22 protein-coding genes and 1 pseudogene are annotated in these 24,093 nt (G+C 64.1%); 6 read left to right on the top strand and 17 right to left on the bottom strand.

The annotated features are described in order from the left end of the window. Positions 1 to 48 precede the first annotated feature (48 nt). The 4 genes from J2S97_RS09490 to J2S97_RS09475 are packed head-to-tail and all read right to left on the bottom strand — an operon-like array spanning position 49 to position 4,346. Positions 49 to 969 (bottom strand): carbohydrate ABC transporter permease, encoded by a 921-nt coding sequence (locus tag J2S97_RS09490; RefSeq protein WP_307048705.1) that lies wholly within the window; start codon positions 967 to 969, stop codon positions 49 to 51. 42 nt (positions 970 to 1,011) lie between these two features. After that, positions 1,012 to 1,935, bottom strand: a complete 924-nt coding sequence (locus J2S97_RS09485; RefSeq protein ID WP_307048702.1) for a carbohydrate ABC transporter permease — start codon at positions 1,933 to 1,935, stop codon at positions 1,012 to 1,014. Then, positions 1,932 to 3,308 (bottom strand): ABC transporter substrate-binding protein, encoded by a 1,377-nt coding sequence (locus J2S97_RS09480; RefSeq protein ID WP_307048700.1) that lies wholly within the window; start codon positions 3,306 to 3,308, stop codon positions 1,932 to 1,934. The genes J2S97_RS09485 and J2S97_RS09480 overlap by 4 nt, the downstream gene beginning before the upstream one ends. Positions 3,309 to 3,350: 42 nt before the next feature. Continuing rightward, positions 3,351 to 4,346, bottom strand: a complete 996-nt coding sequence (locus J2S97_RS09475) for a LacI family DNA-binding transcriptional regulator (RefSeq protein WP_307048698.1) — start codon at positions 4,344 to 4,346, stop codon at positions 3,351 to 3,353. Between the two features lie 118 nt (positions 4,347 to 4,464). Here J2S97_RS09475 and J2S97_RS09470 point away from each other — a divergent pair. Next, a pseudogene (locus tag J2S97_RS09470) lies at positions 4,465 to 4,829 on the top strand (nucleoside deaminase); the annotation flags it as partial. 44 nt (positions 4,830 to 4,873) lie between these two features. On the opposite strand, the gene J2S97_RS09465 reads toward J2S97_RS09470, so the two are convergent. Continuing rightward, the gene (locus tag J2S97_RS09465) at positions 4,874 to 5,659 is read right to left on the bottom strand and encodes an alpha/beta fold hydrolase (RefSeq protein ID WP_307048693.1); all 786 of its coding nucleotides are present in this window, start codon (positions 5,657 to 5,659) and stop codon (positions 4,874 to 4,876) included. 324 nt (positions 5,660 to 5,983) lie between these two features. Here J2S97_RS09465 and J2S97_RS09460 point away from each other — a divergent pair, with 324 nt between their 5' ends. Next, a complete protein-coding gene (locus tag J2S97_RS09460; RefSeq protein ID WP_307048691.1) occupies positions 5,984 to 7,261 on the top strand; it encodes a S8 family peptidase in 1,278 nt (425 codons plus the stop codon). Between the two features lie 19 nt (positions 7,262 to 7,280). Here the strand turns inward: J2S97_RS09460 and J2S97_RS09455 are convergent, their stop codons facing one another. Continuing rightward, positions 7,281 to 8,063 (bottom strand): GntR family transcriptional regulator, encoded by a 783-nt coding sequence (locus J2S97_RS09455; RefSeq protein ID WP_307048689.1) that lies wholly within the window; start codon positions 8,061 to 8,063, stop codon positions 7,281 to 7,283. A 111-nt stretch (positions 8,064 to 8,174) separates the two neighbouring features. On the opposite strand from J2S97_RS09455, the gene J2S97_RS09450 reads away from it, so the two are divergent. Next, positions 8,175 to 9,638: an AAA family ATPase gene (locus tag J2S97_RS09450; protein ID WP_307048687.1), complete on the top strand. Its 1,464-nt coding sequence runs from the start codon at positions 8,175 to 8,177 to the stop codon at positions 9,636 to 9,638. A gap of 11 nt (positions 9,639 to 9,649) precedes the next feature. Here the strand turns inward: J2S97_RS09450 and J2S97_RS09445 are convergent, their stop codons facing one another. The 10 genes from J2S97_RS09445 to J2S97_RS09400 all read right to left on the bottom strand — a co-directional run bounded on the left by J2S97_RS09445 (position 9,650) and on the right by J2S97_RS09400 (position 21,595). Continuing rightward, the gene (locus J2S97_RS09445) at positions 9,650 to 10,849 is read right to left on the bottom strand and encodes a Fic family protein (RefSeq protein WP_307048685.1); all 1,200 of its coding nucleotides are present in this window, start codon (positions 10,847 to 10,849) and stop codon (positions 9,650 to 9,652) included. Positions 10,850 to 10,989: 140 nt separating this feature from the next. Beyond that, positions 10,990 to 12,270: a Wadjet anti-phage system protein JetD domain-containing protein gene (locus J2S97_RS09440; RefSeq protein ID WP_307048683.1), complete on the bottom strand. Its 1,281-nt coding sequence runs from the start codon at positions 12,268 to 12,270 to the stop codon at positions 10,990 to 10,992. Next, the gene (locus tag J2S97_RS09435; protein WP_307048682.1) at positions 12,260 to 15,664 is read right to left on the bottom strand and encodes an ATP-binding protein; all 3,405 of its coding nucleotides are present in this window, start codon (positions 15,662 to 15,664) and stop codon (positions 12,260 to 12,262) included. Before J2S97_RS09435 ends, J2S97_RS09440 begins: the two co-directional genes overlap by 11 nt. After that, entirely contained in the window at positions 15,661 to 16,320 is a 660-nt protein-coding gene (locus tag J2S97_RS09430) for a DUF4194 domain-containing protein (RefSeq protein WP_307048680.1), read from the bottom strand. Before J2S97_RS09430 ends, J2S97_RS09435 begins: the two co-directional genes overlap by 4 nt. Further along, positions 16,317 to 17,798: a DUF3375 domain-containing protein gene (locus J2S97_RS09425; protein WP_307048678.1), complete on the bottom strand. Its 1,482-nt coding sequence runs from the start codon at positions 17,796 to 17,798 to the stop codon at positions 16,317 to 16,319. The genes J2S97_RS09430 and J2S97_RS09425 overlap by 4 nt, the downstream gene beginning before the upstream one ends. A 78-nt stretch (positions 17,799 to 17,876) precedes the next feature. Beyond that, positions 17,877 to 18,083, bottom strand: a complete 207-nt coding sequence (locus J2S97_RS09420; protein WP_307048676.1) for a hypothetical protein — start codon at positions 18,081 to 18,083, stop codon at positions 17,877 to 17,879. 179 nt (positions 18,084 to 18,262) lie between these two features. Beyond that, a complete protein-coding gene (locus J2S97_RS09415; RefSeq protein WP_307048675.1) occupies positions 18,263 to 18,529 on the bottom strand; it encodes a type II toxin-antitoxin system Phd/YefM family antitoxin in 267 nt (88 codons plus the stop codon). Positions 18,530 to 18,542: 13 nt separating this feature from the next. Continuing rightward, the gene (locus J2S97_RS09410) at positions 18,543 to 19,118 is read right to left on the bottom strand and encodes a hypothetical protein (protein WP_307048673.1); all 576 of its coding nucleotides are present in this window, start codon (positions 19,116 to 19,118) and stop codon (positions 18,543 to 18,545) included. Positions 19,119 to 19,120: 2 nt separating this feature from the next. Continuing rightward, entirely contained in the window at positions 19,121 to 19,786 is a 666-nt protein-coding gene (locus J2S97_RS09405; protein ID WP_307048671.1) for a hypothetical protein, read from the bottom strand. Between the two features lie 216 nt (positions 19,787 to 20,002). Further along, complete coding sequence (locus tag J2S97_RS09400; RefSeq protein WP_307048669.1) at positions 20,003 to 21,595, bottom strand: alkaline phosphatase D family protein; 1,593 nt, start codon at positions 21,593 to 21,595, stop codon at positions 20,003 to 20,005. Positions 21,596 to 21,798: 203 nt separating this feature from the next. On the opposite strand from J2S97_RS09400, the gene J2S97_RS09395 reads away from it, so the two are divergent. Both J2S97_RS09395 and J2S97_RS09390 read left to right on the top strand, forming a co-directional pair. After that, entirely contained in the window at positions 21,799 to 21,924 is a 126-nt protein-coding gene (locus J2S97_RS09395) for a hypothetical protein (RefSeq protein ID WP_307048667.1), read from the top strand. After that, the gene (locus tag J2S97_RS09390; protein ID WP_181039024.1) at positions 21,921 to 22,076 is read left to right on the top strand and encodes a hypothetical protein; all 156 of its coding nucleotides are present in this window, start codon (positions 21,921 to 21,923) and stop codon (positions 22,074 to 22,076) included. Before J2S97_RS09395 ends, J2S97_RS09390 begins: the two co-directional genes overlap by 4 nt. Before the next feature lie 71 nt (positions 22,077 to 22,147). On the opposite strand, the gene J2S97_RS09385 is transcribed toward J2S97_RS09390, so the two are convergent. Then, the gene (locus J2S97_RS09385; RefSeq protein ID WP_307048665.1) at positions 22,148 to 22,534 is read right to left on the bottom strand and encodes a TfoX/Sxy family protein; all 387 of its coding nucleotides are present in this window, start codon (positions 22,532 to 22,534) and stop codon (positions 22,148 to 22,150) included. A 243-nt stretch (positions 22,535 to 22,777) separates the two neighbouring features. Between J2S97_RS09385 and J2S97_RS09380 the strand changes: the two genes are divergently transcribed. Beyond that, entirely contained in the window at positions 22,778 to 24,025 is a 1,248-nt protein-coding gene (locus tag J2S97_RS09380) for an FHA domain-containing protein (RefSeq protein WP_307048663.1), read from the top strand. The last annotated feature ends 68 nt before the right edge of the window (positions 24,026 to 24,093 follow it).

Raw genomic sequence — 24,093 nt, 5'->3', positions numbered from 1 at the left:
TGCGGCTTTCTGGGTTCGAGTCTGTGGGGAACGGGACGGCTTCGGGTCTTAGCCCTTGACGGCCCCCGCGACGAGGCCCCGCACGTAATAGCGCTGGACGGCTGCGTAGAGGATGAGGCAGGGGAGCATAAGCAACACCGCGCCCGCGATGACGTAACCGTAATTCACCGTTCCGAACGCGCCGGAGGCGACATTCTCCACCGCGACGGGCAGGGTGAAGAGCTCCTGCCTGGTCAGGAAAGTCAGCGCGCCCAGGAAGTCTCCCCAGGCGCCGAGGAACGCGAAGAGGAATACTGTCACGGCCCCGGGGACAATCATGGGCCTCAGCACGGAGAACAGAATCCGGAGGGGACCCGCGCCGTCGATCCGTGCCGCTTCTACAACCTCCGCCGGGATCTGGGCGAAGGAGTTTCTCATCAGGAAGACGCCGAAGGGGAGGTTGAAGGTGAGGTGGAAGACGATGATGCCGGCCAAGGAGTCTGTCAGGCCCAGGGCGTTCATCTCCAGGAAGAGCGGCGTCAGGATGGCCTGGAAGGGGACCATCATGGTCAGCAGGATGAGCGCGAACGCCACATTCGATCCCCGGAACGGGTAGTTGACCAGGGCGTAGGCGGCAAGGGTGGTGATGACCACGCTCAACACCGCGGAGCCCAGCGCAATGGTCAGGCTGTTCCAGATGTAGGAGCCGGCGCCGATGTTGTTGATGAGGCCGGCGTAGTTGTCGAGGGACAGGTCCGTGAACGATTGCCCCGCCGCCGGGCCTGCAATCTGGGCTCCGGGCTGAAGGGAACGGAGGACGGACCAGAGCACCGGGGCAACGAAGAGTATCGATACGACGGTGCCAATCAGCGCGTACAGTGCCGTCCTGAGCCGTGCCGATGCAGGTGCTTTCTTGGCATGTGGAGCGTTGGGGGGAGTGCGGGGCAGCCGCGAAGTGACCGGCGGCGGCGCTTGGGTGGAAGTTGTCACGGAATCTCCTTTGATCGGACTCGGACGAAGAGTGTGTGCTGGTCAGTCCTCGCGCATGACGCGGAACTGAATGAGGGTGAGGCCTGCTGCGATGACGACGACGACAAACGACAGGGCGGTTGCGTAACCCACCTGCAGGTCGCCGAAGGCCTTGTTGTAGACGTAGAGCATGGTTGTGAGGGTGCCTGTTCCCGGGCCTCCGCCCGTGATGATGAAGAACTGGGTGAAGGCGAGGATGGCGCCGATGAAGCCCATCACGGTCAGCAGTCCGAGGTACCGCTTGAGCAGCGGAACGGTGACCAGGAATTCCTGCTTCCACCGTCCGGCGCCGTCTATTTGGGCGGATTCGTAGAGTTCGTCCGGGATGCTCTGCATGCCGGACATCAGGATGATCATGGTAAAGCCGGAGCCCACGTAGGTGCCCAGGAGGACTATCAGCACGGTGGCGCTCGTACCGTCCAGGAGCCAGGCCGTGGGCGCCGAGGTGATGCCGAGGTTAAGGAGCAGCTGGTCGAGCGCGCCGCTGTCCGGCCGGAACTCCAGGATGGCCACGAAGCTTAAGGAGGTGATGCCGATGACGTAGGGCAGGAACACTGCAGTGCGGATGAGCCCGGCGCCCCGGCGGTTGGAGCGGACAAGCATGGCGAGCAAGTAACCGACGGTGATTCCTAAGGCTGTGGAGATGACGGCGAAACCCAGCGTGTAGAGGATGGATCCCCAGAACACGGTGTCGGCGAAGGCGGTGATGTAGTTTTCGATCCCGTTGAACTCCACTTCGCCCACCAGCGGCCAGTTGGTCAGGGAGATGACCACGGCAAACACCAGCGGAACGATGACGAAAACAGCTACGAGGAGCACGGCCGGGGCGAGCATCAGCATGCCGGTGTAGGAGTCGCGGCGCGATGCGCGCCGCGGTGCCTTGGTCCCGGTCTGGGGTTGGGTCTGGAACGGGGTTGCGGTTGTCATGCCTGATTCACCTTCAGAACTCGGGCAGTCTCTTCATGCGCCCGGTGAAGAACGTCGTCGAGGGCGTCCTGGCTGAAGACTGCTTCGCGGAACATCGCAAGCCAGGGCGACTGCACGGTGTTGGTGAGCTGTGTGTAGAGCGTGGTGGGAGCGGCGAAGCCTTCGTTCATGCGCTCCATGCCCGGGACCATAAGGGGGAATTTCTCTGCGAAGCCGGTTTTGAGGATGTCGCTGCGCACCGGATACCAGCCCAATGCGGCCAGTTCGGACTGCTGTTCAAGCTCGCCCACGAAGCGGATGAAATCCCAGGCGGCCCCGGGATTCGAGGCGCCCCGGGGAATGGACAAAACCGCTCCGCCGGAAAATTGCGAAACGTTTCCGTCGGGGCCAGGGAAGGCGCTGACCCCAAGCTTGTCCAGGAAATCCGGTGTGGCGCCCCCTACCACCAGGTCGTAGGACCCCGGGAAAAGCCCCACAGTTCCTTTGAGGAAGTCTTGCCCCCACGCCGCACCGGAGTCCGCCTCGGCCCCTGGCTGGGCGAGCCCTTCAGTGTAGAAGCTGCGGTAAAGCTCCAGCGTCCTGCGGAGCGGCTCGTTGCCCAGCACCGCCGCCTGCTGGCGGCCCAGCGGCCCCTTGTAGAACGGGCTCTGGTCGGCCCAGAAATGCGGTTGGATCACGTAGCCAAGGATGCCCGCGGAGTTGCCGGTGAAGGTCACTCCGGAAACCCCCTTGATGGACTGAACCGCCGCGGCGTGCTCCAGGTATTCCGCGTAGTTGCTGGGGCCCTTATCCGGGTTCAGCCCTGCCTTCTCGTAGAGCTCTTTGTTCCAGAACAGTTGCGAGACGTTGGAAAGCGCCGGGAGCCCGTAGATTTTCCCGTTGAAGGAGGCCACGTCAAGGAGCGGCTTGTTCAGGTACTCCGCGTAGGGGAGCTCGTTGATCAGCGGGGTGAGGTCCGTTAAGGCGTCCCGGGTGCTGAAAACGGGAGTCGTGACGGAGTCAGGGGCAACGACGTCCGGCACGGAACCGCCCCGGATCGCGGTGGCGAGCTTTGTTGTCATCTGGCCCTCCGGCAGGACGGTGAGCTCAATCCTCACTGCCTGCTGGGCCCGGTGGTATTTGTCCACGATGAGCTGAGCGGGCTTGAAGGCCGTGGCTCGGCACCAGAAGCGGATGGAGCCGGACGGGTTTCTCCCGAAGTTCGCTGCAGCCACATCTGTTTCCGGCAGGACAGCCGAGCATCCTGACAGGCCGAACGTCGCTGCCACGGCTGCGGCTCCGAGCGTCAGTACAGAGCGGCGGCTAAAGTCCCGGCTGCCGCCGGTGGGGGAATTTTGGGCGCGGCGAAGGCCGGCCGGTGGGGAGTGCATCATTGGTCCCTCGTGGTCGTTGACGTTGGTGGAGCGGGATGATTGTTAGGTGGAATCGCGGACGATGAGCTGGCAGGGCTGTGCGTCGACGCCGGGCCTGCTGTTTCCGCCGATGGCTTCAAGGACACGTGCTCCTGCGGCGCGGCCCAGTTCTTCAAGGTTCATGTCGACGGTTGTCAGGGATGGCCTGCAGTTCATGGCCGCTGCTGCCCAGTTGTCGAAGCCGATGATCGCGACGTCATGGGGCACCACAATGTTTGCCTCGCGGAGTCCGTCAGCCACACCGCGGGCGATCTCGTCACTGCCGCAGAGAACGATGTCCACAGGTTCCACCCGCTGGCGCAGCATCTGGGCGGCTTGCCTGCCCCAGGCCTCGGACCAGTTTCCGTAGAGGGGACGGTCGCCCGCCAGGGTGAGCCCGAAGGCTCCGGCATGTTCCTGTACGGCCTCGGCGCGGATGCGGGCCGAGTAGTCCTGGCGGGGCCCCGCTACGTAGGCGATGTTCTGATGGCCCAGGTTGGCTGCATGTTCGAGTGCAAGGAGTACGCCCTGCACCTGGTCAACCACCACTGACATGTCTTCGGGGTCGGAAGAATGTCCCATGACATAGACGATCGGCACCGATGTCGGGGGCAGTGGGGCGCGCGGGCCGGTGAGATTCGTCATGACCACGATTGCATCGACATTGCGGGAGGCCAGCGTCTCCACGCAGTGGCGCTCGCGGACCAGATCGCCCCGTGAGTTGCTGATGAGCACCGATGCCTGCTCCGGGCCGAACGAATCCTCTAGCCCGTACATAACGGGAATGCTGAAGCGTCCGATGTCGTCCGACGTCACCAGACCGATGGTGAGGACGTCGTTGTGGTTGCCTTCCGCAGCAGGGGCCTCGAAACCGAGTTCCCGAGCGGCAGCCAGGACGCGGACCCGGGTATCTTCACGAAGCTGGCCCCGTTTGTTGAGCGCCTTGGACACCGTGCCTATGGAAACGCCAGAGGCGTTGGCGACGTCGGCCATGGTTACCCTGCGGGACGTGAAGCTCACGAATCCTCCTGGAAGTGATGAGATGTGCAACACATTCAGAATAGATTGCGGAAAGTTTTCCTGTCAATAGGAAACATTTCTGCTGACTCTTTCCGGCCGAACATGTCGGGAGGGCCCGCTGCGGTTCCGGAACGCTTCCGACTCGGCATTCGAAGCCACCTACCAGCCGCCCAAAAGAGCCTGGCGGAAGGCGGCATCCCCTCGGAGCAGCGCTCGCCCGGGACGGCATGGTCATTGCCAGCGGACACAACGAACGGGTCCAAAACGCCGACCCGATCGCGCACGGAGAAATGTCCGCGCTCCGCGCAGCAGGCCGGCAGAAGATTACCGAGACACCACGCTTTACGCCACCCTTGCCCGTGCCATGTGCGCCGGGACCATCATTCAATTCAAGATCGCCCGCGTGGTGGTGGGGGGGAGGCGCGCACGTTCGACGGCGAATTTGGGCTTTTACGGTCACGCGGGGAGTCTCTTGGCGTCTTAGCGCCATGTGAGGGCGGACGCGTGTCGCCCAGCTGACTGCAAAGTCAGGAGCCAGCGGATGTCGCACTCTCGCGTTGCGCCCGCTCCCAGTGCGCCCGCAGCAGCTCAGCAAGCCGCTCGGGCTCGATCCGGTGTGGCGGGTCGAAGTGGTGGCGCTTGGAGAACACCTCCAGGTGGAAGTCCGGGAAGAAGACCCTTGCCAGCCGGCCGGCGATCTCGCCGTAGTCGTCCGGGTTGCTCAGGCCGCCGAGGGCGAAGAACACCGGCTGGGGAAACGCGGTCAAACGTGCCCTGTCCAGGTCATAGCTCTTGAAGTTCCGCAGGAACGCCCTGATACCCGCGGGCCGCTTTGCCATCCACGGCGGCGGGGGACCCGGCGGCGGTGGTGGAAGCACGACGTCGGGCTTAACTCCCAGCCTGATGAAGGCGGGCATGAACTGCTCCGGGGGAAGGGCTTCCAGCTGCTCGTACTTCTTCCAGAGCTCCGCGTGCGCAGGGCTCCAGTCCCAGTTCCCGGCCCAGGCCGGCTCCAGCAGCGTCAGGCTCAGCAGACGTCCGGGATGTTTGGCAGCGAACGCCAGCGCAGCCGCGCCGCCGCCCGAATAGCCCACAAGGTGGAACCTCTCCCATCCCCGGGCATCGGCTTCGCGGAGCACGCCGTCGATCTCTGTGTCCAGGCTCCAGCCGGGCGGCGGCTCATCGTCTGCGTAGAGCTCCAAGTCTTTGGCCACGGCCTCTACATCCGGGCCCAGGGCGTCAATCAGAGCTTCGTACGCAGGCTGGGCGGGGAGCACGGCACCGGGAAGAAGGATGGCCCGTATCCGATCCATAAACGAACCATACGCCCGAGGTGGTCTACCGGCTACCGGCCGCTACGTCGTGAGGGGAAGGCCAGCACCAGGGAGCTCCTCAGACGACCGCGGAGCAGCCCGGCGCCCGCCACCCCAACCGAAATCCCCGCCTCAGGAAACTTAGCCTGCTCGCCTGCATCCGCGGTGGCCCCGGTGGTGACGGTCGACGCACCTGGTGGAGGTGCTGCTTTCGTTTGTCGGCGCAGTGCCGTGCGGCGGGGCGGCAGCTTTCGATCCGGCAGTCGGCAACCACTTGCCCGCTCCCACTATCTAGCTCGTGGAGATTGACGCAAGATACTCCCCATGAGAAGAATCCTTATAGCTTTTTTCACAGTGATCATCATGGGGTTTGGCGCCATCACGTTGGCGCTCCCAGGGAACGCGGCGGGTTCCGAGTCCTCCCGTATCGCGGGGCAAATCATGGTCAAATTCCGCGACCACGGAGCGGCTGCCGGAGTGCTGCGCCAGCATGGCCTCAGCGAGGGCGCTGGCATCGGCAGTACCGGCGCCCAACTCATCAAAGTTCCGGCCGGCAAGGAATTGCAGCTCATCGAAGCATTGAGCCGGAACCCGGCGGTTGAGTACGCCGAGCCGGACGAGGTGGTTACTGCCGCGACCGATGACCAGTATTTCCCGCAACAGTACGCCCTGCAGAACGTTGGCCAGTCTCTTACGAGCACCGCCGGCACGCTGCTAGCGGCCGACGGCAAAGCGGACGCCGATGTGGACGCCGTTGAAGCCTGGAAGGTCACGACCGGCGACGGCACCAAGGTGGCCATTCTCGATACCGGCGTGGCAAACGTCCACGACGACATCGCATCGCAGGTTGTTGGATACGCGAACTTCGTCAGTGCGGACACCAAAGAGGATCCCAAAGCAAACCCTGAGGACAAGTACGGTCACGGCACCCACGTCGCTGGCATCGTTGCCGCCAAGTACAACAACAAGATTGGTGTTGCCGGTGTGTGCCCGGACTGCAGCATCCTGGATGTCAAAGTGCTCAATGACAGCGGGTCCGGCTCCAGCTCAGTCATTGCAAACGGCATCAGCTGGGCCGCCGACAACGGCGCCAACATCATCAATATGAGCCTTGGACAGCGCGTCTCTTCACGCACTCTCGAAGCTGCCGTCAATTACGCCTGGAATAAGGGTGTAGTGATCGTTGCCGCGGCCGGCAACGCCGGTACCCAGGCCAAGATCTACCCGGGCGCCTATCCCAACGTCATTGCCGTGGCTGCAACGGACAACAAGGACAACAAAGCATCCTTCTCAACCTATGGAAAGTGGGTGGATGTCGCCGCGCCGGGTGTCAACGTCTACTCGACCTTCCCGAACCACGAGTTCCTCCTGGGTACGCAGAACGGCCGGTCCATGGGCTATGACGTCGCCAGCGGCACCTCAATGGCCTCACCTGTTGTCGCCGGCGTTGCCGCGCTTGTCTGGGCATCGCAGGCTAGCCCTGACAAAGATTCCGTCCGCGCGAAAATCGAATCAACCGCCGACCCGATCCCCGGCACGGGCACGAACTGGGCACGTGGCCGCGTGAACGCATGCAAGGCCGTCGCCGGCACCTGCCCTTAGCTATTACGAGGCCGAAGGACTAAGACTGGAGCGACTGCATCACGGACAGGTGCCCGGCGCGTGCCGCGATGAGGCACTTGGCCAGGTAGAAGGGCCGGTTCGCGTGCCTGACGTACTGCGTCAGCACGAGGACCGGATCCGGGGCCCGCAGGTCCAGCAGCTTGGCCCGGCTGGGTCCCACCTGGCTCAGGCTGATCTGGCATTCGCCGGGTCCGAGGACCCGGCCGAAGCGGGAGTTGAGGGCGGCGAGCAGCGTGGTGCCGCCGTCGTCGTCGATTTCCAGCGGTGCGGGGGCAGCTTTGCCCAGCCGCACGGGCTGGGCGGAGACGTTCTCCTGCAGGTGGGCGACAGGCTCGCCGTCGCGAATCAGGACGGACTCCCAGAGCCAGACGTCAGCGCCGGGTTCGACGCCCACGCCGGGCGCGGCGAACTCGGATGCCGGCTGCCGCACCACCTGGATGCGCTTGATCTCGACGTGCTGGCCGGGGCCCCCGAGGACTTCCTCGAAGGGACGGATCCGCTCGATGCCGATGCGGGGGAGGGTATCGGCGACGAACCGGCCGACGCCGCGGCGGGCCCGGATGAGTCCGTCCTCTTCGAGCAGCATCAGGGCTTCGCGGACCACGGTGCGGCTGACCTTCATGTCCGCGCCGAGCTCCGTTTCGGTGGGGAGCATGGAGCCGGGTGTCAGCAGGCTGTTGCGGATGGCCCCGGCGATCCGGGAGTACACGGCAACCCGCAGCGGCGAGCCGGGTTGGGCCTTCACCGGCTGGGACAGGAACCTGGCGGCGTCCTCGTGCACGTTATTCCTCGCTCTGTGGTCTTCGGGAATTCCAGCGTACGACACGTGTGACTTGTTTGTTGGACAAGCTAGGGCCTCCGGAATGTCCCAGGTTCTCCATAGACTCGGCGTATGCAGCCAGCCAATGATCACCCGAGCGTGCTCTCGAAGTTAGCGAAGAATAACCGCATCCACCTTCAACGCATCAGTATTGTCGGCTCGCCGGTTTTCACGCCACAGGAAGTGCGGTTCGGGCAACTCACGGCGGTTGTCGGAAGTCACGGCGCAGGGAAGACGTATCTCTTGAAGATTTTGGAAGAGTCGTTGCCGAAGTACGGCGGGGAACACATGCGGTTTCCTCCGGCCTCCAGGTCCAGATGGAAGGAGGCGAGCAGAGCGGAAGTTGGCGCCGTCGCAGGCACCCAATCGATTTACATGGGGTCGGGGTGGAACCCGCAAGAATTTAGCGTCGATCTCGCCGGGCCACGGATCGAGAGTTTCACTTTTGGCGAGAACGACGAAGCACTTCGTGTCACCGTGCCGCTCAGTGCACACCGAGCATTTGCTGACTACGAGATGTGGATGCAGGACGTTGAAGTTCCGGACCACGCCAAGGACTTCGAAGGAAACTGGTCGGCCGACCGGCCGACCTTGGGCAGCATCAACAGAATCCTTGGACGCCCATATGCGAGCGTAGAGTTCTTCACCTTCAGGAGTGATTCGTATGACGCGCCATACGTTGAAGCGACGATGCCGGACGGTCAAGTGCGTACCGCGTATGAGATGAGCTCGGGAGAACTTTGGGTTCTCTACTGCATTTGGGAACTTGGGAGGTCTCTGGCCACCGACATTGTCCTCATCGATGAACCTGAAAGCTACCTTTCGCCGCGAGGGCATATCGCTTTCTTGGATGAGATCGCCCGACGTACGCTTGCCGGCGGATTCCAAACGATCATCGCCACTCATTCCGAAGCTATGATCCGAAGGCTCCCCATCGACCTACTGCGTTTCGCCGTTCGAGGCGCGAACGGGGTAGTGATTAGAGACGACGTGACTCACGACGAGGTCATGGTGGCCCTCGGTTATGAGCAGTCGGTGAAGTACTTAGCAATAGTCGAAGACTCGCTGGGTGAGGAGATTCTTCGAATGGCTCTCGCGTTTTTCGGCCTAGACCACGGCCGGTCCTGGGACATCGTGCGACTCGGTGGTACCGGTGAGGCAAGAAGAACCTTGACCATTCTGTCCACGATGAGACGGCTCGTAACTCTGCTGGTGCTGGATGGCGATCAGCGCTCAGACGCTGAGGACGTCGACGCATTCTTTTTGCCCGGAGGTGATCCCGAGATGAGCATTCTTGAGTCTTGCGGATCTGAGGCAGCAGACCGACTCGGCGTCCCGCGTGCGAGGCTCGACGCTGCCATCGCACACACTGAAGGAATGGTTCATCAAAGGATTTTCCGCGAAATCGCGGAGTACCTAGGACTGGACCACGCCTTCGTCAGGAGAACTCTCGTCGCCTCATGGCTCAACTGCATCGAGGTTCGCGAGCAGGCACAAGCAATGGTCGCCGGTATGGAAGCCGCGGCAGCGCAATAGCTGCTACAAGTTCATGAGCGGACGCGGCGTCCGGCCCGCTCGGCGAAGGCGTCCAAGGCGTTGAGCATTTCCGGGGCCCGCCAGAACCGGCCTTTCTTGAATTTGTTCACGCCGACGACGACACCGGCTTCTTCTAGTGCGTCCAATGCCCGCTTCTGGCGTCTGTAGTCCAGGCCTAGCTTTCGTTCCAGTACCGCGGCGTTCACCACCGGCTGGTGGGCCAACAGGTCCAGGATCGGCCAAACTGCAGAGTCGCCGCGGGCGGCGATCCTGGAGGTCCAGCCTTCGGTGATCGCGACGACGTCGTCGGCAAGCCTGGCTCCATTGTCGATGGCACGGAATGACGCTTCTGCGGTGACCCTGATGATCTGCTCAGGGTCGCCAGTCCGGTAGGCAGTGAGTGCCTCGTGGTAGGCCTCTACGTTGGCAAGCAGACCGGCTGAAACCGGGACGGTGACGTGGGAGGCCACGCCGCGGTGCTTGAGCATGGCGTGGAGCAGAGCCCGCCCGGTGCGGCCGTTGCCGTCGGTGAACGGGTGGATGGTCTCGAACTGGGCGTGCGCGATGGCGGACTGAATGATGGCGGGAACATCCGTGCGGCGGGCATAGTCCATGACATCGGCCATCAGCTCCGGAACCCGTGTGTGGTGCGGTGGAACGAATTGCGCACCGATGGGACTCACCGTGCTAGTGCCGATCCACACCTGTTCCTCGCGCCATTGGCCAGCGACATCGGTGTCTCGGGTGCCGTCCAGGAGGGCCCGGTGCATGTCCAGGATGCTGTCGGGGCTGAGATGGTTGGCGGCGGCGAGGGCGGTCTCCATGGCGCGGACGTTGCGGACGACGAGAGTGGCGTTTTCACGGTCTTCGACACCGAGCTCTGCCTCTCCCAGGCTGCGGGCGCTGGCGGTAAGGTTCTCGATCTGGGAGGACGCAGTGGATTCGCTGCGCAGCAGTAAGGTCCCGAACGGCCGGAGGTGCTCGCCGTAGCGCTCATCGAACCGGCTGATCTCCTGGGCTGCCTCTTCTGCCAGAGCTGCGACCCCGGGTGAGGGTAGGTAGGTACTGCCGGCGATAAGCGGCGGGACGAACGCCTCATACTGCCGTCCGGTCATACCGGACAGGTAGCTGGAGGCCATGTAGGCGTCCTCTCTGCCCTTCCATTCGTAGGGTTCGTACGTGGCGGCGGGCCACTTCGCGCCCGCGGTCATGCCGTCGCGATCCTCCGCCTGTCCCATGTCACCCTATCTGTCATAATTCCAAGAGAATTCTGACATTTATATCGCGAAGTGTCAGAACCTTACAATGATTCTCCCACTTACTCCCACCGATGTGGGTTCGACGTCATGGGTCATTCACCGCGCTCGGTTTCGACAGGCTTAATCAACGGCCGGAGCCGCTCCAGCGCCCAGTCCCATCGAATCAGCTCCTGCTCAAGCCTGACTGACTTCCCGAAGGAATCGTTGCCCAGCGCTTCATAGACTGCATTCTCCGGGGCTGTCAGCCTGGGGAGTGTTGCACGGGATGGTGACGGTTCACTGCCCCACGCGTCCTGGTGAGCCAATAGCGTGGCCTCGTCCATCAAAACACTGGCCACGTGCGGGTGGACTGCCCGTAGCTCGTCCAGGATCCGGAAGCCATGTGTGTCCAGGTCGCCCCAGTACAGGACCTGGCAATCTGCCAGCCAACGGGCGTCCCGCAGGGACGAGAATCCGTACCCGCCGCCGTAGATGGCTATGGTCTCCATCCGTTCAGGCAGGGCCAGGAAATTGACCAGGTTCTCGGTGACGATCACTGACGTCACAGGCAGTCGCAGAGAGCTAAACGCTTCCGCAGTGACAGTAAGGTCCCTGGCGCCGCCGAGTAGAGGCACAGTGGGATCCAGCATCCGGAATCTGACGAGCTCAGGTGGGTGGAGGAAGCCGTACCTGGCAGCGAAGCGGGCTGCGGGAGTCCGCGGTGCCTGCTGCCCCAGCAGCGAACCCGGCTCTGCCGGTGTATCCGGAAGGGCCTCGCCTTCGGAAGGATCTGGCACGGAGCCAACGCGCAGGGCCTCCGCCAGCTCAGCGATCACTCGCCGATTGGTCTCGATGAACTTGGTGTGTACTCCTGGCAGGCTGAGCTGGCGGACGTAGACGCCTGGCTCAGGGTTGTCGCGCAGCCAGAGTGCCACGCGGGCTGCAGTCAGTGCGACGGTGCCCAGCTCCAGCAGATGGAGCGGCCGTTTCAAAGCCCAGGCGCGCCACGAGGGATGCAGCACGGTCAGCCCCTCCGCGAGCTCCACGAACCGGGCTGCGTCCCTTGCCTTGCCTATGAACGCAATCTCGTCGTCCACGGAGGCGAACACAGCCGCCGCTGGCAGCTGGTTGGAACCGATAGTGGTCCGGCCGACCTCGACCGTCTCCAGACGATAGTGGCCGGCCCCGCCGGACAGCTCCGCTGCCCACTCACGGGCCGCCGCGTAATCGCGTAAAAGGCCTGCCGCCGTCGGGCGCTTCAACGGCCGACGGCGGGGGTAGACGCCGGTGGGTTCGAGCAGTTCGCGCAACAGGGCCCCGCTGTTCCAGGCCTTCAGCGACAGCGAACGCAGCCCGGCCAGCGTCGTCCACGTCTTTGGTCCCTCAGCCGGCACGCCGGTCCCGCTCGTCCCGATACTCCTGGATGGTCATGTTGCGCAGCTGGGAATCGTCGCCGTTGGTGTTCGCCACGAATCCCACGTGCGAGACAAACGGCTCGATCACGTGGATCTTCTGCAGCGGCGTGACGATCAGCAGCTGAAGCTGCATGCGCTGGAACAGCTGCAGGCCGTATCGCGCCGATTCATCCGACCCGCGCCCGAACGCCTCGTCGATCACCACGAACCGGAAACTCCGGCCGCCGCCCGGCTTCTTGCCCGCACTCCCAGCCGCAGCGCCGGAGCCCAGTCCGAACTGGAACGCCAGCGCCGCCGCCAGAATTGTGTACGCCAGCTTCTCTTTCTGGCCGCCAGACTTGCCGCCCGAATCCGTGAAGTGTTCGAACTCCTCGCCTGTCTCGGTCCACTTTTCCGATGCCGAGAACGTAAACCAGTTCCGGACGTCAGTGACCTTGGCGGTCCACCGTTCGTCCAGAGTCGTCAGTCCGTCCCGGCCGCGGAAACGCTCGATCAGCCGCTCCACCTGCAGGTACTTCTCCTCTGAGTACTGGTCCTCGTCGCCGATGGTCCCCTCCGAGCAAGCCCTCAGGTCAACCCCGAACTCACGCACATCCTGGTCGGAGGTGTTCTGGTGCTCCAGCTGGATGTGCCGCCCCGGGTTGTATTCAATTCCGGCGAGGGATTGGTTGATCTCGCCGATCCGGTTCACGATGTCCTGCCGGCGGCTGTCCAAGAACGCGTTGAACGCCACCACCTCGTGGATGGTGTTCTGGTTCAGCGACTCCTTGAAATGCGCCTCGAAGCGGGGGAGGTCGTTGCTGACTAGCTGCTCCAGCAGCCGGTTGTAGTCACTGGCAGCCTCGAGGGCGGCGTCGATGTCCGTGGTCTCGTTCGGGTACTTGTTGCGGAAGTCTGCCATGAGCCGGACGGTGCTTTCCGCCGCCCGGGCGATGCGCTTGGATAGCGCGTCGATGGCGTCCGTCAGCCCGGAGCGGACGGAGCTTTCCACCGTTCCGGTGTTCTTGTAGGTCAGCGTCTTGTCCCCGAGCGCCGCCGCGGTGAGGCGTTCGACGGCGGCCAGCACGCCGCCGTCGTCCGTCAGCGGATTCTCCGCGAGAATGCCGCCGCATTCAACTATCGCTTCCCCGATGTCCTTGGCATCCTTCTCATTGGAACCGATCCGCTGCTGCAGCTTTCCGGCCTTGTACTCCAGCCGGTCCAGCTCCTCGGCCACGGCGGCCTCTTTGGCCGTCAGCTGCTTCAGCACGTCACTGGCGGTCTCCAGCTCAAGCTTCTCCGCCTTGAGCTCCTCGACGCGCCGGGCGGTGAGCTGCCAGCTGATCTCGCCGAAGTCCGCCACAGACCGCACGGTGCCCAGCTGCTGGTTTCGCCTGCCCAGATCTCCTAGTGACGAGTCAACCTTCTTCAGCTCGGTCTGGGTGACCTGGAGCTGGCCCTTGAACTCGTCCTGTTCGGCGAGGAACCGGCTGATCTTGTCGTGGTTGTCCCAGCCGAGCACGTAGTTGCGCCGGTCCGTGAGCTCCCGACGGTCGTCCTTTTCGTGCCGACCGCGGCCTCCCTTGAGCTGCCCGTTGACAGTCAGCGCCTTGGGATAGCGGCGGAAATCCTCGAGCGTGTCGCAGCAGACGTGGTCGTAGCGCGTCGCCAGTTCATCCACCAGGAAATTGCGGAAAGCCGTGCCAGGCTTGGTGGCGATCTTCGAGGCCAGCGTGCCGGGTTCTGCCGTCCTGACGGCGGGCGATTCGCCGATCTTCAGGTACACCAGCCGGCCACGCAGGTTGTTGATATCCACCCAGCTGCTCACTGCCGCATAGTGTTCAGCCGGCACCAGCAAAGACAAGGCGAAGCCGTGCAGCGTTCGTTCCGCGGCACCCTCCCAAGCGCTCTCGCCGTCACGGATCCGCAGGAGTTCGCCGACGTAGGGCAGCGCGGTCTCCGCGATCCCAGTGCCCTCGCTGAGCCGACGGCGGAGCTCGAGTTGGGGCAGCGGCAGCAGGTTGGGGCGGGACTGCAGGCTACGCAGTTCGGTACCGATTTCGGTCAGCCGCACCGTCTGTTCGGTGCGGGTGATGGTCAGCTGGGTGCGGCTCTCCTGCAGCTCATCAGATTGGGTACTGAGGTTTGTTTCGACCTCCTCGAGGCGGGCACGGTTGCCGTCGAACAGCACACGGTCCTCCGGTGGTCGGAGCCCCAGATCCTTCGCAGCGGCGGCGTACGTGTCGAAGCGCTGCCGCTGGGCCCGGAACTCGACAGTCAGCCGCGCAACGTCGGCATCGATCGCAGCAAGCCGGCCGCCGCCGTTGGTGCGGATGTCCTCCTGGACTGCGGACAGCTCGTGACGCTTGCCGGTGATCTCGGTGCGCAGCTTGGTGTTGTCTTCCTGCAGCCGTTCCCCGGTGCGTTCGAGCTCCGACTGGTGCTCCAGGCTCAGCTGCAGCTTCCGGTCCGTGAACCAAGGACGCAGCTGGTCCCGCTGCTGGCGGGCGAGTTCGTCCTCGCGGCTCAGCTGTGCGTGCTGGCCGGCGCCGTCCCGGATCGGCGTGAGCAGTGCGATCTGGTCCTTGGCCCGCAGCACCGCATCGTGGGCTTTTTTCAGGTCGTCGAAGTGGTGGATGAGGTTGCTTATGCGCTCGCCGACATTGTCCTCTTCCAGCATGTTGGTGCGCACGAAGGAGGTAATGTTCTCCACCTGCTTCATGGACACCGTGCGGTGGAACAGCTCCATAGCTTGGTTGCTGCTGATTCCGAACTGCCGCTTGAAGGCCGCGGCGTAGGGGTCAAAAGTGTCGTGGACGGCAGTTCCGGCAGCGCGCAGCTTCTTCTTCAGCTTCACCGGGTCCTGGCCGAAGTTCGAGAAGTCCGCCGCGATGGACTGGTCCGTCTCTGACAGCGAGTAGAAGCGGCTGGGAGTGCCCGCCTCCTGGGTGGCCCAAAGGGAGATTGCCAAGGTGACTGACTTGTCCAGCACCGCATTATGGAAGACGGCGAGCACTACCGTCAGGGCGCCGGTGCCCCGCAGTGCCACGGGCTTGGAGTATTCACCACCGGTGCTGCGCGTGCTCTTGTGGAAGCCGCGCACATACGACATCAGCGAGCGTTCCTTCTTCTGTGCGCCGGCGGCCTTGTTGTATTCGATCCGGTGTGCGGGCAGCAGCAGGGTGGTGATGGCGTCAACGACGGTTGACTTTCCCGAGCCGATGTCGCCGGTGAGGAGACTGTTGGCACCGTCCAGCCGGAAGGTCCGCACGCCCTGGTGGAAGGTGCCCCAATTGAGCAGCTCCAGACGGTGCAGCCGGAAACCGGGGGGAGTGCCGCCGTCGTCCGTCTTTTCTTCCAGGCTGAAGAGGGTGTCCTGCAGATCCGCGGTCATTTGCCTCCCGCCTCCATTGTGCCTGTCCCGGTCAGAGCAGCCGTGGTGGACGGTGTTCCGGCGAGTGTCGCCCGGTAGTCCGACAGCCGCGCGTCGAACTCCTCCAGCCACTGGGCATCCACGAACGCTTTGAGGACGCGCACCACTTCATATGTTCCAAGCTGTCCTTTCAGCCTTCGCAGGAATCCGAGCTCCACAACCTTCTTGATGTCGGTGGCGAGCCGGTCCATGATCTTGGCCTCGTTGCTGGATTCGGGCAGGAAGACGGCCACCATCTCGGCGATGTCCTGGTCGGTCATGATGAGCCGGAGCTCGCTGCTGTTGGTGTCGAACTCCAGCAGCCGGCCGCGCAGGAGGGCAAGCAGCAGGCTGACGTTGAAGGTCAGCTGCCGCCGCGGGATCAGCCGGGGGAGCGCGGCGTCGGCGTCCTCGCGGGACTTCAGGAACGCGTAGCCTTCGGATTCGTCCAGGATCAGGTCGAGCCCCAGGACGGAAACATAGTCGCGGACCTGGGAGGAGAGGCCCAGCAGCGACTGCCAGAGCTTCTCGTCCCCTTCGGCGTAGAGCACGCCTTTGAAAAGCCGGGTGACCACGCCGGGAAGCTCCTCGGGCGTCCTGGCTGCCGTTGTGGTGTTCGGGTCTTCGACGGTGTTCATGCCGGCCTTCCGAAGATGATCTGCTCAATGGTTGCTTCGCGGATGCCGCCGTCCGGCAGCTGCCAGGAGATCTGTTGCGAGGCTTCCGGGTTGATGCTCGCCCAGTCCGATTCCGTGGCCAGCTGGTAGTAGGCCACGATCTCTGCCAGGCCTTGCGAGACCGGATAAACGGCGGTGACCTCCGCGAGCGTCGCCTGCTCCGCTTCGGCGAGTACAGCGTCGATGTTGGCTTTCAGGCGTTCCTTGTCCACGTGGAACTGGCTGAACAGGGCGCCGGCGTCCACGTCCGCGTCGTCGGCGGTGAGGACGTCGTCGTCCACCAGTACCCTTCGGCTCGGCTCGTACAGCGGGCGCTCGAACGGCAGGGTGATGTCAACTGACGGAGCAGCGATGGCGATGAAGTCTCCCGTCGGCGGCTGCTCCCGGGTCGTCAGGGCGCCGGACTCGACGCTCCGGATAAGCTGCATGATGCGCTTGTTTTCCAGGAATACCTTGTCATCGAGCAGCCGGCGCATCTGCTGGGACAGCTGGCGGACCGTTCCCTGGGTCTGCTCGACGGCGGGCAGCCAGTCCTGGTGCAGGTTGGTGATGGCGTGCAGGTTGTCCATGCCGGCGAGGGCTTCAATCTGTGTGGCGCGCTGGAGGAGTTCCCGCAGTTCAGTGCGCAACTGCGGCGACATCAGATAGTCCCAGAAGCCCTGGAACGTCCGGCCCTGCAGCGAGCTGCTGATGTCCTGCTGGTTGGCGAAGATTGACTCCAGAAGCTCTCCCTGGGTGCCGTCCCACGTGGCGATCTGTTCGCGGACCTGACGGTCGAGCTTGCGGAAGTTCTGTTCGACCTCGCGGAAGTCGGAGAGGAGATCCTTCGCGAGGGTGGTCAGCTGCTGGAAGTGGTCGAGCGCTTCCGGGGCGGTCATGACCCGGATGTTTCCGTCACGGATGCGCTGCATCTCCGCATCGATCCCGTCGCGCTGGCGCTGGAGCTCTGTGAGCCGTACCTCGGGATCCGTTTCGGACTGCTGAACGAGCTGTTTGAGGACGGCGAAGATGCTGGTGAGCCGGGACTGGGTGGCCACGAAGTCGCGGCCGCGCAGGCTCTCCACCCAGCGGACCACGTCTTCGGCGGCGGCGGTGAGGTCGTAGCGGGGTTCGTCCTGACCTGGTACGTAGTACTTGCGCAGCCAGGCCTTTTCGGGGGCGGCCCAGTCGTCCAGATACTCCGAGGCCTGGCGCGGGAACTTGTCCTCACCGTAGGTGTCCCGGAGGCCGAACAGGACGTCGTCCAGGCTGTCGATGAGCTGCTGGCGGCCCAGGTTGCGGTGGTTGGGGCCGGTGAAGGCAGCAATGAAAAACGAGATTGCCAGTGGTGCGTTCTGGGCTCGCAGCAGGGACCAGCCTGCATGGTTCTCACGCAGGGCGTTGATTGCGTAGTAGTCCATCCGGTCCTCGTGGTGTTCCGCCTCACGTCCTATGTTCACTCTAGAGGGCGGCGCGGACATTTTCTGTGGAGGAAGAGTCGGCGTCACACCGGACGGGGCCCGGACGGCCCACTTGGGCTATGGGAGTGGCTGGCGCTCGCCGGCGGCGACTGCATCCACTGCCGAGACTCCCGGGAGCGCACCTGCCGGCAGGACGCCGTCGAGCATGGGGCGGAAGACCTCGGTGACGGTTGTGGCGCGGTGGCTGGCAGCATCCCCGTTGTTCGGGATGAAAGCGTGGGTGGCGGCGGCGAACATCCAGACAATCGCTGCGACGTCGGCCATGCGCAGGCTCTGTCGTGTCCAATAGATGCGTTTCAGATCCAGCAAAGTTTCCCGCAAGACTCAGCACAGCTCCTGGGCATCATTGCGGCCGGTGAGGAGATCGTACCCGGCATGCGGCCGGGACGAACGCCATTTGTTGCATCGGGGTTAGAGTGCAGCCGACGCGTGGATGCAGATGATCAGCGGTCGTCGCGCAGATCGGCCAGGATCTCTGGGCTGCCAGCATCAGATTTAACACGGCGGAGGATATCGAAGTCGATAGGCTGCGTGGCTGCCTGCCGTACGTTTCCGGACAGGAGCAAACGTTCAAAAGGAGGAACGGCAGGCGGAATCAATGTGGCCGCCATTTCGCCGTTCTTGGTGATAATGATGGTTTCGCCGTTCTTCACGCGCTGGAGAATCCTGCTGATCTGCTTGCGGAGTTCACGTTCGGGGATTGTTGTCATGTCGTAGCCCTTGCTAGGTGCCGGGGGAATTGAAGCCAGGGTCAGTGGTGACGGTCTCGAGGAGGCGGTCGAAGCTGCCGATTCCGTAGTCAGGCGGGGTGGCTGCGAGGACCACATGCGTCGTGGTCACTTCTTCGGGTTTCGCCAGCGCATTCTGCTTGGGCTTCGGTGAAGGCCCCCCGACAACTTTCAGGTGCAGCCCTGACACTCCGTTGACAGGCAGCGGCCGGCTACCTCCGCTGAGCAATGAGCGGAAGTTCTCAGCCGAGAGTTGCTTGGTCTTGTCCGCGGTGAGTTCAAGGACTACTTCGTTCACGGTCGCGGTCAGCCGCTGCAGGACAGCCCGCTCGCGCGAGGCCTTGGCCCGAATGCTTAAAGCGGTGCATATTGTGGCGAAGAACGTCACGATAATCATCGTGAAGCCCACGATCCTGAGCAACGGGACGAAGAGCATGAGGAACAGGCACAATACGAATCCGACGACCGCAAACCTGACGAAAGTGGCGCCCGCGCCGTCGTCTGGCCTGCCGGTCCATTCCTGCGAAGTGAAGCTGCAGATAACTAGGTGCTCTGTCCGTGGATTCGGCATGGTCAGGTCCCTTTCACTTCAAGCAGGGCTTCGGCGAGGATTATTGCGTCCCGCGCCTCCCGGAGGCTCTCGCGAAGGCCGTGGTCGGTGACACCGCGGATGATGCCTTCCGCAGGGACTGAAAGGTCCGCGGCGACCTTACTGAGATTCTCCCTCTCCAGCGCGAGCATCCTGGACGACGTCAGTTTGACCTTGCTCTTCTCCAGCTCAAACAGCGACGCATTGATGGGGTCAAGGCGCGCCCGGATCCCGCTGCACACCTGCTGTATCCGCTGCGAGCGGCTGCCGAACATCTGCTCCATCCTTTCGGCAATGTCGTGAAGCTCGCTCAGGCTCGTGTACGTCCGCGATTGCTGTTCGGCAGTGTGGCGGTTGAGGAGCTGCCTGATTCCGGAGAGCCGCTGTCCCCACAGCTCGACGCCTGCGTAGTTCTGGTTGAAGAGGAGTTCGGCAGCGCCAAGGGCCTTGTTCAGTGCATCCCGCCGCGGACTGAGCTTCTCAGCCGCCGCCTCCAGCCGTCCGATGAACTCGGCGTAGTTGTCGAGCAGCAGGGCTGGATTGTCGTTCGCTGTTCCGACCCGTGGTGGATTGGCCGGCATTCGCGGCGGGACGGCACGGCGGTGTGGATCAAAGTCAGGTGCGCCGTTGCTCATCATCAGCCATCCCATTCATGATCCGTTCAAGCCAGCTAAACACCGCCCATACGAATCCCTCACGGAAGCAGGAGCGCCGCATGCCCCTGCTAGTGAATGCTCATTCTAGAGCTCACGTAAGACATTGTCTGCGGGCCGAAAGCCCCTCCCCACGGGCGGCTTCCGGGATGGGTGGCTGCCCACGACGGCGCCCGGCCGGGGAGTCCCGGCCGGGCGGCTTCGCTGAGGAGGCTACCCCCGTGCCACCAGCCCCGGCACCCCGTCCCGGATCTCGAACGACGCCTTCGTGGAAACAGGCGCACCCGGCGTCGTGACGTGGTCCAGCACGCGGAAGTCCGCGGTCAGCGCGTCCTTGGTGATGCGCGTGGTCACGTACCCGCGGTTGTCGTTGTAGAACTTCAGGTGCGGGTTCCAGGCCATCACCGGGTCCGTTGTGGACCCCGAGCCGTCACCGGTGGACGTGATGGACGTGCACACCAGTTCGGACCCGACCACCGCCGACGCCGGGTCTTTGTAGTCCACCTTGAGGTCGTTGGCCCAGTTCCGGTGCACGTCGCCCGTGAGGACAACGGCGTTGCGCACGTTCGCGTCCACCCAGCCTTGGGTGATGCGGCGCCGTGATGCGGCGTAGCCGTCCCACCCGTCCATGGACACGTCGTCAATGTCGGCCGCCTGGGCGCGGTCGCGCTCGGCGAAGAACACCTGCTGGCCCAGGATGTCCCAGCGCTGCGTGGAGTTGCGGAAGCCGTCCAGCAGCCACTTCTCCTGCTCCGCGCCGGTGATGGTGCGGTCCTCGGCCAGCCGCTCGGCCACGTTCTTCCTCCAGCCGTCCCCGGCGAGTTGGTCGTCCCGGTACTGCCGGGTATCCATCATGTGGAAGTTGGCCAGCTGGCCCCACTGGATGGTGCGGTAGATCTTCATGTCGAACCCGGCCGGCACCGACGACGCGCGCAGCGGCATGTTCTCGTAGTACGCCTTGAACGCCGCCGCCCGGCGCTGCCGGAAGCGTTCGGTGGTGTCGTTCAGCTGGCCCGCATCGGTGTTCTCGGGGACCTCGTCCGCCCAATTGTTGTCCACCTCGTGGTCGTCCCAGACCACCAGCCACGGTGCGACGGCGTGCGCCGCCTGCAGGTCGGCGTCGGACTTGTACTGCGCGTGGCGCTGGCGGTAGCCGGCCAGGCTGGAGGTCTCCGGGCCTTCGTGGTCGCGGGGGTTCCCGCCGCCGATCACGTAGCTGCCCTTCTTGTACTCGTACATGTAGTCGCCCAGGTGCAGCACCAGGTCCGGGTGGTCCTCCGCGAGGCGCGTATAGGCCGTGAAGTAGCCGTGCTCATACTGCGAGCAGCTCGCGAACGCCATGGCCAGCGCCGCCGGCGTCTCGTGCGGCGCTGGGCTGGTGAGGGTCCGGCCGGTGGCGCTGATGTGCCGGCCGCTGCGGAACCGGTAGAAGTATTCGCGCCCGGGCTTCAGGCCGTTCAGCTCCACGTGGACGGAGTGGGCGTTCTCAATCCGGGCCTGTTCGACGCCGCGGGCCACCACGCGGCGCATGCCGGCATCTTCGGCCACCTCCCAGGCGACCGGCACGGTCCGCGACGGCATCCCGCCGAGCCCGTCCTCCGCGAGCGGGTCCACGGCCAGCCGCGTCCAGATGACAAAGCCGTCCGGCCACGGCTCGCCGGAGGCGATGCCCAGCATGAACGGATCGGTGCGGAGCCCGGCGTCGTCCGCTGTCGAGGTGGCGACGGCGGCACCCGGCAGGGCGGCGACAAGTCCGGCCCCGAGGCCGACGGAAAGAAGTGATCTGCGCGAGATGTTGGTGTCCATGGCATCGACCGTACGGAGGCCGGTTGGACGGGCCCTAAGGACGGTGTGAATGGGCGGTTAACTGCATGACAAACGCTGCCGATTTTGAGCGGTGTCTTGTTGCGCTACCGCCGCCAAGACCTTCGCCTATCTTGCCCGAAACTTTGGCGGATCTTGCCCGACCGGGATGACCATCAATTCATCACCGGAAAGGAGTGAGCATCATGGTTGACGACAAAGAATTGCTGGATTGGGTTTCCCCGCGCAAACAGCGGGAAATCGACAACCAGGCGGCATTTTTGCGCTATCTGCTGGAGCGCGAAGAGGCGCAAGTGGGTGGGAAATCATGAACGATTACGTTCGCCGCCCTCGTGAACCGTATGACGCGCATTTGGTCATCAAACGTGACCTCGCGAACATCATCGCCAAATACACCGACAGGGGCGACCATGAAATTGCCGCTGTCTACAAAGAAGCACTTGCCCGCTACAACCGCGGCTGAACCTGCAACCAGGGCAGGACGCCCCGGCAGCTAGGGAGCTCGACTTTGGGGGGAGCGCCCGTGCGGGAGAGCTACTTCTTGGCGGCCTTCGGTTTCGAAGCCTTCGGCTCCTTGGGCGGCAGGCCGGCGACGTGCTCGTAAGCCTTCTGAACCCAGGCCTGTGCCCGGGCGTCATCGCCGTCGCCTTCGGCGTTCCACACCTCCGGGAGCCCGGTGTAGCCGCCCATGGGCCGCTCCGGCGGGCCGAACGGGACGGTTCGCTCGGTGCCTTCAAGTTCCTGTTTGTCCGCCTCGGAGAGTTTTACTCCGATCGTGGGGCCGAACAGCCCGGCGAACATGTTCCCGTTGACGAACGCGCCCAGGTTGCCGAACATCGGCTTGACCACCACATCCGGATGGTCCGGCACCACCTTCCGGAAGTGCTCCTTGTCGGCGTCGGACGGTTTGGGCATTTCCATGTGAGCGTCTCCCTAAAGTGCCGGAACGTACTGCAAGTGTGGACTGCCTGCAGGATATGCCCGTTCCGGAGCCCGGTCGAGAGCGCGTTCGGGGCCCCGGGAACGGCGCCGGCAGCCGGCTTCGCGTTCCTTGTCAGCCACCTCCCGCCGGGAGGAGACTTGCTACATGTCATGCGCCGGCGGCGGATGACGGTGTCTTTCCTGCGGGGGCCGTTGTGCCCTCCTGGCTGGTCGGGGTAAGTCATGGACGGACCTGGGGTACGGAGCGAGTTCGTCGTCGTCAGCGGGGAGGCGGCGGGGACCCGGATTGTCATCCCGCACGGGAAAACGACCATCGGCAGCGACGAAGGCTCACGGCTGCGCCTGCCCGTTTCCGGGGTCAGCCGCCGGCACGCCCTGCTGACCTCGCTGGACGGCCGCACCATCCTCGACGACCAGGACTCCCGCAACGGCACTTGGGTCAATGGCCACGCCATCACCTCGCCCACCGAACTCACCGACGGCGATGAGGTCCAGTTCGGGCAGGTCACGCTCCGCTTCGTTGAAAGGACGTACGACGGCGGCAGCGCACCTCCGGATGCGGCCGTCAGACCGGAGGGACGCCGGCCAGCCCCTGCCGCTGCCCGGAAGAGGGGCCTCGGCATGGCGCTGCTCTTCGCGGCCGCGATCAATGTGGTGGGGCTGATCGGCAACAGCCTGACCGCGTTCCTGACCGAGCTAACGCCGACCTGGACGTGGTTCGTCACCCCCGCGGTGGGCCTGGCGGTTGCCCTGGGCGGGGAGGCTCTGGATTACGTCAAAGACAAGGCACAGCCGGCACCCAAGCGGCCGAAACCGCAGTACCGGCCGTCAATGCGAGTGCAGCCGGCGCGTCCCGCCCGCCCGCTGAGACCCGGCTACCCGGACACGCATGGGGAAATCCCAGGGAACGCGCATCCGTCCTATCCGGTCGAGGCTGCACCGCGCGCTGCACCGCGTTCGCGTTCCCGTCCGGTTATCGCCACAGTGCTGGCGACCTTGCTCCTGCTCGGCGGCGGCGGGTGGCTGCTCGCCGGCGCGGCGAGTTACGCCGTCGGCTACTTCTCCGGCAACGAGGAAGGCACCCAGCGGCTGGCCCGTCAGGTGGTTACCGAAGCCCAGGGCGTCACCGTCACCGTCCTCGGCATCCAGAGCACTGCACATTTCACCCGGGTGGAGATCCATGTGCGGAACGGGACCACCAGCTCCATGTCGCTGCCGCTGTTCCACAACGCCATCCTCACCGGCCCGGACGGCACCACCTTCGACGCCGATTCATTCCGCAGCACCTGGCAGCCCGACATACCGCCCGGTGGCCAGCGCAAGGGGACCATCAACTTCGAGAACCAGCTGCCCGAATCCGGCGGCACGGTGTCGCTCAGCTTCGTCACGGTGTTCATGCAGGGGTTCGACGGACCGCGGTCCATCACGGTCCCGGACATCCCGCTGATGCCCGTGGTAATTCCTCTCTGAAAACCCGTGTACAGTAGAGACCGTTGTTGTGTTTGTATTTGGTAGTTCAGGCAGTACGCGGGGTCGAA

The organism is Arthrobacter oryzae, assembly GCF_030812315.1.
Classification (GTDB): domain Bacteria; phylum Actinomycetota; class Actinomycetes; order Actinomycetales; family Micrococcaceae; genus Arthrobacter; species Arthrobacter oryzae_B.
This window is presented reverse-complemented; position numbering and strand designations above follow the sequence as displayed.